This window comes from Lachnoanaerobaculum sp. Marseille-Q4761, assembly GCF_017565785.1.
GTDB lineage: Bacteria > Bacillota > Clostridia > Lachnospirales > Lachnospiraceae > Lachnoanaerobaculum.
The window spans coordinates 550614-563042 of record NZ_JAGEKB010000002.1; the positions used below are offsets into that span (position 1 = coordinate 550614).

Below are 12429 nucleotides of genomic sequence, written 5' to 3' on the forward strand. Positions count from 1 at the left end.
ATAAGTTTAATAGATTAAGATGTAGAAGACAAGCTTACCCGTGTACAGTAACAATATTAAATTATTGAGATAAAGAATCAGATACAAAAACATAAACCGAAATAAATACTTTATTATTTTAGATATATCAAGGAGAATATATGGCTGATTATAAATATAGCGAACAGGTCGATATAGAAAATATACAAAAGCTAAGATCCATGCTCCACGAGCTCCCTCCTTTTTTCAAGGATTTTTTTCGTGGTATCGAGCCTCGTACACAGTCAAGAACACAGATAGCCTATGCCTATGATATAAAAATTTTTCTGCAATTTTTATTAAATGAAAATCCTGATATAAAAAGAAGCTGCAGCAAAATATCGGATATCCCTCTCTCCTCACTTGAGAGCTTAAGTGTAACAGATATTGAAGAATATATGGAATATTTAAAATATCGTGATACTGACGGCAAAAAAATATCAAATAAGGAAAATGCCGTAAAAAGAAAAATATCCACTTTAAAAAGTGTATTTAAGTATTTTTACAGGGCTGAAAAATTAAGTGAGAATATCATGGAAAGAGTGCAGCTTCCAAAGCTTCATTCAAAGGAAATAATAAGACTTGATATTGATGAAGTGGCAATGATGATTGATGAAGCCGAAAACGGCGAGGGCTTAAGTGAAAGACAAAAAGCATATCATAATAAAACCAAAATAAGGGATGTCGCCTTATTATCCTTACTTCTTGGTACCGGTATCAGAGTTTCCGAATGTGTCGGGCTTAATATTTCAGATGTGGACTTTAAACACAATGGAATTTTAATACATAGAAAGGGCGGAAAAGAGGTCACTATCTATTTTTCAGATGAGGTAAAAGAGGCATTGCAAAATTATTTTGATGAAAGGGTGCTTATTCTTGAAGAGAGCGGACATGAGGGTGCATTATTTTTATCTATGCAAAATAAAAGGCTCTCTGTTCGAAGTGTGGAAAAACTTGTAAAAAAATATGCAAAAATAATTAGCCCGCTAAAAAAGATCACTCCTCATAAACTCAGATCCACCTATGGAACCAATTTATATAAAGAAACCGGTGATATATATCTTGTAGCCGATGTACTCGGACATAGCGATGTCAATACTACCAAAAAGCATTATGCCGCTATAGAAGATGACAGACGAAGAAGTGCAAGAAATGTAGTAAAACTTAGGGAGAAACAATAGTATTTCTCCCTAAATCATATATTTCAAAACTATCTGTCAACTCTATAGCTGACCAATATAAAGCATCCCGGATGTATTCTTTTGCTGTCCATTCCGTTCATCTCTAAAACCTGCTCTATATATTCGTCATTTGAAATACCTATATTATTATATTTTTTTGATATACTCTCCAAGCTGTCTCCATATTCTACCTTTACAGAAGTATATCTTATATTTTCTCTATCCAGACTCGCTCTGGTAGTATCAACTTTACCTATTAAAAAACTTATTAAAAACAATGTAAAAATGAAAGTTAAAAATACTTTTCTCATATTCTCCTCCAAACATTTGTTCTATGTAGTAAGTCTACAATAAGAACATATGTTTGTCAAGAGTAAATTCGAACATATGTTTTTCATCTCATTTACATTCATCTATTATTATTTATATTTTGTTTTTCTACCTCATACTCCTCTTCATCGCCTTTTCTATCTCCCTTTGCTGGGTTTTCTTAGCCAGGGTTTCTCTCTTGTCATAGTTTTTCTTTCCCTTTGCCAGCCCTATTTCCACCTTTACAAGGCTGCCCTTTAAATAAACCTTTAAAGGAACTATTGTAAGTCCTTTTTCATTTAATTTACCATCCAGCTTTAAAATCTCTTTTTTATGCATCAAAAGCTTTCTGACTCTTAAAGGATCTTTATTAAAGATATTTCCTTTTTCATAAGGATTGATATGCATTCCCATGATAAAGAGCTCTCCCTTTTCGATTCTTATCCAGGATTCCTTGATAGATACATGTCCCATTCTTACGGATTTTACTTCCGTTCCGAAAAGTTCTATACCTGTTTCGTAGTTCTCCAGAATAAAATAATCAAAATATGCTTTTTTATTATTTGCTATAATCTTAATCCCCTCTGCCATCTCTCTCCTTTACAAGTTTAAAGTCAATCCTTTTTGCAAGTCTGTCTATATCATATACCTTTACTCTTACCTTTTGACCTAAAACAAATTTCTTCTTTGTCACTTCGCCAACAAGCTCATATCCTGCTTCATTGTACACGAAGTAATCACCTTCCAAATCGGCGATTCGAATAAAGCCCTCTACGGTATTTTCAAGTTCCACAAATATACCGAAACCTGTTACACCGCTTATAATACCGTCGAATTCCTCACCGAGATGTCCCAGCATATATTCACATTTTTTATATTTTACAGTCTCTCTTTCGGCTTCTTCAGCTCTTCTTTCTCTCTGTGATGATTGAACTGCAACATGATCCAATATAGCCCTGTAATGTTCTATACGCCTTTCATAAAGTCCGTTTTTTATATTTTCTTTTATTATTCTATGTATTTGCAGATCCGGATATCTTCTGATAGGTGATGTAAAATGAGTATAAAACTTTGCCGCCAGTCCGAAATGTCCTATACATGAGGTATCATATCTTGCCTGCTTCATACTTCTAAGGGCAATCCTTGATATAATAGCCTCCGCATCGCTTCCCTCTATGTTCCCAAGCAGTTTTTGCAACTCCTTTGGGGAGAGTTCATCATTTTTTCTTCTCAGAGTAAATCCGAAATTATTTATAAATATTGCAAGGCTTTTTATTTTCTCAGGATCCGGATTTTCATGCACTCTGTAAAGAAAGGGAATATCCTGCCAGAAAAAATCCTCCGCAACGGTTTCATTGGCTGCCAGCATAAAATCCTCTATAAGCTTTGTAGCGGCATTTCTCTCATAGGGCATTATATCTACCGCCTTTCCGTTATTATCAAGCATTACCTTGCTTTCCGGTAAATCAAAATCTATAGAGCCTCTCTTTGTCCTTGCACCTCTAAGTAAATCCGATACAGTCTTAAAATTATTGAAAAGCTCAATATAATCATTATATCTTTCCTGCGTATCCTCATTTGACTCTGTAATAATTTCATTTACCGCCGTATAGGTCATTCTCTCATTGACATTTATAACACTCTCACAGATATCATGACCTATTATATTGCCCTTTTTGTCTATCTCCATAATACAGGATAATGTCAGTCTGTCCTCGCCTTGATTTAATGAGCATATACCATTGCTTAATTTTCTTGGCAGCATCGGTATCACTCTGTCCACCAAGTACACACTTGTAGCTCTGTTTAAAGCTTCTTTATCAATTGCGGTATTTTCTCTTACATAATGAGTAACATCTGCTATATGCACACCCAAATGCCAGATATCACCGTTTTTTTCAAGAGTTATGGCATCGTCCAAGTCCTTGGCATCCTCACCGTCTATAGTTACAGTTATCAAATCTCTAAAATCCTGTCTGCCCTTTAAATCTTTTTCAAGTACAACATCCGGAATCTTTTTTAACTCATTCTCCACATCATCATTAAATTTTTCAGGAAGTCCGAAAGATCTTATTATAGAAAGTATATCCACTCCTACATCCGTATTTTTACCGAGGATTTCAATGACCTCACCCTCAGGCTTTTTCTTATCCCCTCCAAAGTCGGTGATTTCCACCACAACCTTATCTCCGGTCTTTGCACCCTTATCTCTTGCTGTTGGAATATATATATCCCTTAAAATCTTTGTATCATCAGGCAATACAAAACCGAAATTATTATTCTTTTTATAATAGCCTACAACTTCTGCATTGGCATGTTTTTCAATACCTATAATATGTCCTTCGGCTCTTCTTTCCTTGCTTTCAATATCTATTACCACCTTTACCAAATCACCGTTCATTGCATTGGCAGTACAAACTGCAGGAATAAATATATCGGAATCTCTGCCCTCAACTCTTACAAAACCGAATCCCTTGGGATTTGCCATAAATTCTCCCAATAAAAATTTATTCACAGGCTTATTATATTTTCCTCTTTTGCTTATTTCAAGGCGTCCTTCAAGTACCAGTTCCTTTAAAACCTCATCCAGTTCAGGTCTTCTTTCTTTTTCAATATCAAAAAAAACAGCCAGCTCCTTTGCCTTCATAGGCACATACATCGGACTTTCCACAAAGTCCATTACCACTCTTTTTCTTTTTTCTAAATTCTTATCCATATATTCCTTTTATAAACCGTAAATAAATGTACTTATAATAAAAAGCACTCTTTTGAGTGCTTTTTATTATTTAACAATATTTAAAACTAATGCTAAAACAAGGAACAGTACTGCGGCAACCTTTGTAAGTTTCTCAAGTAAGCCTTCTACCGAACGCCCTCTGTTCTTACCCCAATATGTATCGGCAATACCGCCTATTGAACCGAGTCCCTGCTCATTTCCCTCCTGAAACAACACTACAGCCGTCAGGAAAACACATACAATAACAAATATTATTGAAATTAAAGTATTTAACATATCTACACTCCATTACATAAAAAACTGTGTTTATGATATCACTAAACAGCTACAATTGCAAGACAAGATTTTACCTTTCTATTTTTACCTTGCTGTCACCGCCGCTCTCGCTCCGGTTTTCAGTACTTTCTTTTTTCTCAACCACTTTTACCTTACAGGTATCGCTTATCCATGTATTGGGCAATATTTCATAGGAATATTTTACACTATATTCTCCCTTGGTCTTTGCATCCACATTTCCTTCAACTTTTATTCTGTTTCTGTCAAGCTCTATGATTTCATCACCGTTTTGAAGCTTTGCAAATACAAGATTATCAAATTTATTCCACTCACTGCCCTGTACTATTTCCAAGTCTTTAGTATGAATTACTTTTTGAAATTCCACATATACCTTTGAAAGCATATGTCCATGCTTATCCTTTTTACCAAGATTAAGCTCAAGCCCTCCGTCATATATATGTTTTTTTTCACCTACTGTAAAATGATATTTTTCCTGAAATTCACCGTTTTTTTCAAGAGCATAATAACCGCTGTCCTTTACAAGATTCTGTAAATCCTTTGTATTTATATTTATAAAGGAATAAGCATTGACATAATTATCCTTTTTTTCATCTGTAGTAAACATTGAAGAAAAGGCGGTATTTGCATTTGGAAATTTTTCTATAACATCACTTGGCAAAATCTCATAGCTTTCCTCGTCTCTTCTGGCTATTCCAACTATTTTACCATTTGTAAAATCTTCTATTCTTTCACTTCCATGGCATGTGGCAACACTCAGATTTAACTCCTTTTTGATCGGATATCTGTATTCCAGCTTAAAATCAAAGATATTATTTGTGTTTACTTCCTCAATGGTTTTTAAATCATCCACAAAATCATCCTTTTTTTCCACAATCATTTTTTTTTCTAAAATTTCCATCGGTAAAAGCCCTTCAAATTTCTGACCTGCCGCTATTTTTCCGTCTATCTTGATTGCTTTTACTTTGTTAAAATCAAGCTGCTTTCCCGATTTTCTTTCCGCTTCCGTTATTACTCTTCCTTCAAGCTCATATTTTATATCTATGCCGTTTAAATTTCCGCTGAATATATCCAAATCGGAGTTTATCAATCTAAGTTCTGATACTATGCCCTCTTTTTTTGTCGGCAACAGTATACTAAGGCTTATATCTCTTTCCACATCCGCACTGTTTTCCACATTTGCACTCAGGCAAAGATTGCTGTATATATCCATATCCAAGATATCGGAAAATTTCTTCATAGTACTTTTTTTATTATCGGTCTCACTTACAGATATAAGTGACATTGCATTGGAGCCATATTCGGTTTCTCCGCTTAGAGTATTAAGTACTCTTATCTTAAATGATGTCTTTACTCCATTGTCATTGCTCTCATAATCCGGATTTATCGGATTTTTAAATATGGCATTTCTTCCTTCACCATAAGCCCTGGTATCATCTCCGACAAGTACAGAACTAAGTAAAATAACAGATAATACCAAAAGACAAAAGTATCTAATAAATGATTTGCTTTTCTTTTTTCTTCTACTTCTACCCATTTTCTTTATACCACTTTTCAAAATTCAAAAATATAGTAACACCTATCAGAGATTCTCCCAAGCTTCTACAATTTAGGATCTGATTCTAATATTCTTATCCTCAAGCTTCTTCAAAATCTTATCCATAACCTCATTCACATCCGCATCCAAAAGTGTTCTTTCTTTGTTTCTGAATGTCAGTGAATAAGCTACAGACTTATATCCTGCATCTATTTGATCTCCTTCATAGATATCAAACAGATTAAATGACTCTAAATTGCTTCCTCCGTTTTCTGAAATAATATCCTCTATTTCACCTACCAGAATGTTCTTCGGCACTACCAATGATATATCTCTTGATATAGCCGGATATTTTGCTATTCCGGTATATTTTATATCAAAGTTTACAAACGGAATCACATTCGGTAAATCAAGTACCGCAATATAGGTCTTCTCACCTATTTTATAATTGTCGCATACAGAAGGATGTACTTCACCCAAATATCCCAGACGAACACCGTCAAGTAATATATCAGCCTTTCTTCCCGGATGTAAAAATTCTTCCTTACATCCCGGATTATAGTGAAGCTTATCAGTGATTCCCAGAGTATATAAAAATTCTTCCACAACACCCTTCATATCAAAGAAATTTTCTTTTCCGTAGAATCCAAGTACAAACTGCATTCTTTCATCAGGCAATTCCTTTAAAGGAAGCTCCCTCGGTATGTAAATATTTGCAAGTTCAAATAAATGCACATCCTTATTTCTTCTGTTATAGTTTGTTGAAAGCGAGTTAAGTATTCCGTTTACAGCCTGAGTTCTCATAATCCTGAAGTCCTCGCCCAGTGGATTTGAAATCTCTATAGCTTTTCTGTAATCACTGTCCTTTGAAAAGCCGAGCTTATCAAATACCTTTGGGCTCTCAAAGGAATAGTTCATTGCCTCTGAAAATCCAAGGAATTTTGCCACCTCTCTTGCAAGTTCTTCTACTTCAAGCTTCATATTTATGCCGCCTATTGTCGCACTGCTCTTTGGCAATGTGGTAGGTATCTTGTCATATCCAAAGAACCTTGCCACTTCCTCAGCCAAATCCGCCATAAAATGAATATCCTGTCTAAATGTAGGCGCAACTATCTCATTAGTCGCTTTATCATATTTTAACCCGATTCTGTCAAAAATTTCAAGCATTTCTTGTTTTTGTATGGAAGTTCCCAGCAATTTATTGATTTTTTCAGGCTCAAAAGCCACTCTTGACTCTACCGCCTTTACCGGATAAACATCAACAGTTCCGCCCACAACTTCACCTGCACCAAGCTCTTCCACCAATGAACAGGCTCTCATCATAGCATCATAGGCATTGTTTGGATCCAGTCCTTTTTCAAACTTTCCTGATGAATCCGTACGAAGCCCTATTCTTTTTGATGAAAGTCTGATATTTGTACCGTCAAATGTAGCACATTCAAATATCATAGTGCTTACATCATCAGTAATCTTTGAGTTTTCACCACCCATTATACCTGCAATTGCTACAGCTTTTTTGGCATCATTTATCATCAGTATATCGCTGTCAAGCTTTCTGACTATTCCGTCAAGAGTCTCAAACTCATCTCCGTCCTTTGCCCTGTCTACAACTATTTTCTTTCCTTCAATAAGATTGTAGTCAAAGGCATGCATAGGCTGACCATACTCAGCCATAACATAATTTGTAATATCCACTATATTGTTTATAGGTCTTATTCCCACCGCACGAAGTCTCTCCTGCATCCATGCAGGCGAAGGTGCAAGCTTTATATTTTTTACAACTCTTGCCACATATCTTTTGCAAAGAGCACTGTCCTTTACTTCCACAGTTAAATAATCATTTACATTTTCATTATTCCCTGTAGCATTCACCTGTGGCAAAACAAGATTTTTCTTAAATGTAGCGGCAGCCTCTCTGGCAATTCCTATTACACCGTAGCAATCCACTCTGTTTGATGTAATTTCATATTCAAAAACAACATCCCTAAGTCCTAGAAGCTCTATAGCATCGCTTCCCACCTTGCTGTCCTTTGGCAAGATATATATTCCGTTTTCAGGTGCATCCGGGAAATAGTTTTTATCCTGTCCGAGCTCATCAATAGAGCACATCATTCCAAATGATTCCACTCCACGAAGTTTACCTTTCTTTATCTTTATTCCGTTTTCAGGCAATGGGCTTCCGTCATGTCCGCCTGCCACCTTTCCACCGTCTAAAACCACAGGAACCTTATCACCTACAGAAACATTGGGTGCTCCCGTAACTATCTGTATTGTTTCATTCCCGATATCTACCTGACAAATAATAAGCTTATCCGCATCCGGATGCTTTTCTATTGAAAGTATCTCACCTACTACTATTTTCTCAAGATTTTTATCTAATTCTTTATAGCCCTCTACCTTTGTTCCGGTAAGAGTCATTGCATCTGTATATTCGCTTGGAGTCACATCCAAGTCAGGCACATATGCCTTTATCCATGATAATGCTGTATCCATTCTTCACCTCTGTTATTTACTGAAAATACAATCTTTGTCTTGACTTTACTTGAATTGCTTTAAGAATCTGATATCGTTTTCATACAGAAGTCTCATATCATCTATTTCGTATTTTAACAGCGCAATTCTCTCAAGTCCGATACCGAAAGCAAAACCGTTATATTCATTCTTATCCACTCCACACATATCAAATACATGAGGATGTACCATTCCGCAGCCAAGTATCTCTATCCAACCGCTGCCCTTACAAAATCTACAGCCGCTTCCATGACATTTAAAGCAGGTAACATCCATTTCCGCACTCGGCTCTGTAAAAGGGAAATGATGCGGTCTGAACTTAACCTTTGTATCTTCACCGAACAGCTTTTTAGCAAATACCTCAAGAGTACCTTTCAGGTCGGCAAAGGTGATATCCTTGTCCACTATAAGTCCCTCTATCTGGTTAAATGTAGGTGAATGAGTCGCATCCACTTCATCTGAACGATATACTCTTCCGGGGCTTATCATCTTTATAGGAATTTTCCCTGTTTCCATAGTTCTTGCCTGTACAGGTGAGGTCTGAGTACGAAGTACTATATCCTTTGTTATATAAAATGTATCCTGTTCATCCTTTGCCGGATGATCCTCCGGAATATTCAATTTTGTAAAGTTATATTCATCAAATTCTATCTCAGGTCCCTCTACAACCTCATATCCCATATTTGTAAAGATTTTTTCAACCTCATGTAAGGCAATAATATTTGGATGGCTGTGTCCGAACTCTCTTCTGTTTGCAGGAAGGGTCACATCAATTGTCTCTGATTTTAATCTTGCTTCAAGTGCAAGCTTTGCCAGCTCATTTCCTACAGTATTTAAGGTGTTTTCAATAGCCTCTCTTGCCTCATTTACCACCTTGCCAAACTCCGCTCTATCCTCAGGAGCTACATTTTTCATGTTTTTAAGAAGTGCTGTAAGCTCACCCTTCTTTCCAAGATATGCTACCCTTAATTCATTTAATATTTCTTTTGTTTCTGCACTTTTTATCTTTTCTAAAGCTTCTTTTTGAAGTTTTTCTATTATGTCCAGCATTTTTTCTCCTTATACAATGAATAGTCATGCCCCATATCAGTCTAAACTAATATGGGGCATACCAAAAGTCCTATCTATAGATAATATCATCTCTTCCCGGTCCATTGCTCAGCAATTTTACAGGTACTTCAAGTTCTTTTTCTATAAACTCAATATATTTCCTACAGTTCTCAGGCAATTCCTCATATTTCTTTATACCCCTGATATCACATTTCCATCCCGGAAGATATTCATATACGGGTTTTGCAAGTTTTAATTTATTTGTTGTAGGGAAATCCTTTGTTATCTCACCATTTATATCATAGCCCACACATACAGGAATCTCATCCAGGTATCCCAGTACATCAAGTACGGTAAGTGCTACCTCTGTAGTGCCCTGAATTCTTACTCCGTATCTTGATGCTACGGCATCAAACCATCCCATTCTTCTCGGTCTTCCTGTGGTGGCACCGAACTCACCGCCATCTCCGCCTCTTCTTCTAAGCTCGTCAGCCGCAGCCTCATCCTCTATCTCACTGACAAACTCTCCTGCACCTACCGCAGATGAATAAGCCTTAACAACTGTTGTAATTTCCTTTATCTCATATGGTGCGATACCTGCACCAATTGCACCGTAGGCTGCCAATGTGGAGGATGATGTAACCATCGGATAAATTCCGTGGTCGGGATCCTTTAGTGAGCCTAGCTGCCCTTCAAGGAGAATGTTTTTTCCTTCTTTTATAGCCTTATAAAGATATGCGCTCACATCACATACAAAAGGTTCTACCATATCTCTGTATTCATGCAGAGTATTCAAAAGCTCATCCTTATCAATCTCAGGCATATTGTAAAGATGTTTGAACATAATATTTTTTAATGTACAGAGCTTTTCAACCTTTTCTTCCAAAATCTCATCATCAAAAAGTTCACTCACCTGTATTCCTATTTTTGCAAATTTATCAGAGTAAAAAGGAGCTATTCCCGACTTTGTAGAGCCATAAGCCTTTCCTGCAAGCCTTGCCTCCTCATAGGTATCCTGCAAAATATGATATGGCATCAAAAGCTGTGCTCTGTCAGATACCAGAACTTTCGGTCTTGGTACACCCTTTTTTACTATCTCATCTATTTCTTTAATAAGATATGGAATATTCAGTGCAACACCGTTTCCTATAATGCTTGTTGTATGATCATAAAATACTCCCGACGGCAATAGATGCAGAGCAAATTTACCATAATTGTTTATTATTGTATGACCTGCATTGCTTCCACCCTGAAAACGAACAATAATATCCGCCTTTGCCGCAAGCATATCTGTGATTTTGCCTTTACCTTCGTCACCCCAGTTAGCACCAACAATAGCTCTTACCATTTTATTCTCCTTATACATTTATATCAGCCTTTAATCCCAGAAGTTCTTTATTTTCCTCCAAGATAGGCTTGATATTTCTTTTTATAAAATCTTCCACCTGAACGGCACTTCTTCCGATATATTTTTCAGGTTTCATAGATTCTTTTAATTCTTCCTTTGAAAGGTTAAACATAGGATCCTTTGCAATCAAATCAAGTAAATTGTTTTCCTCTCCAAATTCCTTTACATTTTTCCCTGCAATCATTGAAAGCTCTCTTATTCTTTCATGCAGTTCCTGTCTGTCCCCTCCGGCTTTCACCGCATCCATCATTATATTCTCTGTAGCCATAAAAGGCAATTCCGCCATCAAATGTTTTTCTATTACTTTGGGATATACCACCAATCCGTCTGCCACATTCAAATATAAATCAAGTATGCCGTCTATGCTCAAAAAACCCTCAGGTATTGAAAGCCTCTTATTTGCAGAATCATCCAAGGTTCTTTCAAACCACTGAGTGGATGCGACCATCATAGAATTCATAACATCACTTATTACATAATTTGCCAGAGAAGCAATTCTCTCACTTCTCATAGGATTTCTTTTATATGCCATAGCAGATGAACCTATCTGTGATTTTTCAAAAGGCTCCTCTATTTCTTTTAAATGCTGCAACAGCCTGATATCATTTGAAAACTTATGTGCCGAAGCCGCAATACCTGCCAGTACATTTAAAACCTTTATATCCACTTTCCTTGAATAAGTCTGACCTGATACAGGATAACATTCCTTAAATCCCATCTTTTTTGCAATCATAGGATCTATCTTATCTATTTTTTCATCATCACCGTCAAAAAGTTCCACAAATGAAGCCTGTGTTCCGGTAGTTCCCTTACAACCCAAAAGCTTCAGATTTTCAAGAGTGTAATTTACATCCTCATAATCAAGTAAGAGTTCATTTATCCAAAGCGTAGCTCTTTTTCCTACTGTAGTCGGCTGTGCCGGCTGGAAATGTGTAAATGCCAATGTGGGCAAATCCTTATATTTTAATGCAAACTTTGACAACTCATCAATTACATTTACAAGCTTTTCTTTTACCAGCTCCAGCGCTTCCTTCATTATGATAATATCCGTATTATCACCGACATAGCAACTGGTTGCTCCAAGATGTATGATTCCCTTTGCCTTAGGGCATTGTACTCCGTAAGCATATACATGACTCATTACATCATGCCTGACTTCTTTTTCTCTTTCCCTTGCCACATCAAAGTTTATATCGTCCTTAAATCTCTTTAATTCCTCTATCTGCTCATCTGTAATATTAAGACCAAGTTCTTTTTCCGTCTCCGCAAGAGCAATCCAAAGCTTTCTCCATGTTTTAAACTTCTTGTCCTGTGAAAAAATATATTGCATCCTTGCACTTGCATATCTTTCAGAGAGGGGACTAATATATCTATCCTTCAAATC

Annotated in this window: 10 protein-coding genes; 1 reads left to right on the top strand and 9 read right to left on the bottom strand. The window is 36.4% G+C overall.

Annotated features, from left to right (window positions below):
* Positions 1 to 140: 140 nt before the first annotated feature.
* The gene (locus J4O15_RS09780) at positions 141 to 1199 is read left to right on the top strand and encodes a tyrosine-type recombinase/integrase (protein WP_208100620.1); all 1059 of its coding nucleotides are present in this window, start codon (positions 141 to 143) and stop codon (positions 1197 to 1199) included.
* Positions 1200 to 1228: 29 nt separating this feature from the next.
* Here the strand turns inward: J4O15_RS09780 and J4O15_RS09785 are convergent, their stop codons facing one another.
* The 9 genes from J4O15_RS09785 to purB form a co-directional block, all read right to left on the bottom strand.
* Positions 1229 to 1510 (bottom strand): LysM peptidoglycan-binding domain-containing protein, encoded by a 282-nt coding sequence (locus J4O15_RS09785; RefSeq protein ID WP_009220935.1) that lies wholly within the window; start codon positions 1508 to 1510, stop codon positions 1229 to 1231.
* A gap of 127 nt (positions 1511 to 1637) precedes the next feature.
* Positions 1638 to 2099, bottom strand: a complete 462-nt coding sequence (gene smpB / locus J4O15_RS09790) for an SsrA-binding protein SmpB (RefSeq protein WP_208100621.1) — start codon at positions 2097 to 2099, stop codon at positions 1638 to 1640.
* Positions 2083 to 4224, bottom strand: a complete 2142-nt coding sequence (gene rnr / locus J4O15_RS09795; RefSeq protein ID WP_208100622.1) for a ribonuclease R — start codon at positions 4222 to 4224, stop codon at positions 2083 to 2085. The genes smpB and rnr overlap by 17 nt, the downstream gene beginning before the upstream one ends.
* A gap of 66 nt (positions 4225 to 4290) precedes the next feature.
* Complete coding sequence (gene secG, locus J4O15_RS09800) at positions 4291 to 4521, bottom strand: preprotein translocase subunit SecG (protein ID WP_009220932.1); 231 nt, start codon at positions 4519 to 4521, stop codon at positions 4291 to 4293.
* Between the two features lie 70 nt (positions 4522 to 4591).
* On the bottom strand, positions 4592 to 6076 hold the full coding sequence (locus tag J4O15_RS09805; protein WP_208100623.1) for a bacterial Ig-like domain-containing protein: 1485 nt from the start codon (positions 6074 to 6076) through the stop codon (positions 4592 to 4594).
* Between the two features lie 72 nt (positions 6077 to 6148).
* Positions 6149 to 8569, bottom strand: a complete 2421-nt coding sequence (pheT, locus tag J4O15_RS09810; RefSeq protein WP_208100624.1) for a phenylalanine--tRNA ligase subunit beta — start codon at positions 8567 to 8569, stop codon at positions 6149 to 6151.
* A gap of 45 nt (positions 8570 to 8614) precedes the next feature.
* The gene (gene pheS, locus J4O15_RS09815) at positions 8615 to 9637 is read right to left on the bottom strand and encodes a phenylalanine--tRNA ligase subunit alpha (RefSeq protein ID WP_208100625.1); all 1023 of its coding nucleotides are present in this window, start codon (positions 9635 to 9637) and stop codon (positions 8615 to 8617) included.
* Between the two features lie 70 nt (positions 9638 to 9707).
* Entirely contained in the window at positions 9708 to 10985 is a 1278-nt protein-coding gene (locus tag J4O15_RS09820) for an adenylosuccinate synthase (protein ID WP_208100626.1), read from the bottom strand.
* 10 nt (positions 10986 to 10995) lie between these two features.
* Complete coding sequence (purB, locus tag J4O15_RS09825; protein WP_208100627.1) at positions 10996 to 12426, bottom strand: adenylosuccinate lyase; 1431 nt, start codon at positions 12424 to 12426, stop codon at positions 10996 to 10998.
* Positions 12427 to 12429 lie beyond the last annotated feature (3 nt).

Coding starts and splice junctions, on each gene's coding strand:
- J4O15_RS09780 (WP_208100620.1), top strand. CDS start 141: ATGGCTGATTATAAATATAGCGAACAGGTCGATATAGAAAATATACAA.
- J4O15_RS09785 (WP_009220935.1), bottom strand. CDS start 1,510: ATGAGAAAAGTATTTTTAACTTTCATTTTTACATTGTTTTTAATAAGT.
- smpB (WP_208100621.1), bottom strand. CDS start 2,099: ATGGCAGAGGGGATTAAGATTATAGCAAATAATAAAAAAGCATATTTT.
- rnr (WP_208100622.1), bottom strand. CDS start 4,224: ATGGATAAGAATTTAGAAAAAAGAAAAAGAGTGGTAATGGACTTTGTG.
- secG (WP_009220932.1), bottom strand. CDS start 4,521: ATGTTAAATACTTTAATTTCAATAATATTTGTTATTGTATGTGTTTTC.
- J4O15_RS09805 (WP_208100623.1), bottom strand. CDS start 6,076: ATGGGTAGAAGTAGAAGAAAAAAGAAAAGCAAATCATTTATTAGATAC.
- pheT (WP_208100624.1), bottom strand. CDS start 8,569: ATGGATACAGCATTATCATGGATAAAGGCATATGTGCCTGACTTGGAT.
- pheS (WP_208100625.1), bottom strand. CDS start 9,637: ATGCTGGACATAATAGAAAAACTTCAAAAAGAAGCTTTAGAAAAGATA.
- J4O15_RS09820 (WP_208100626.1), bottom strand. CDS start 10,985: ATGGTAAGAGCTATTGTTGGTGCTAACTGGGGTGACGAAGGTAAAGGC.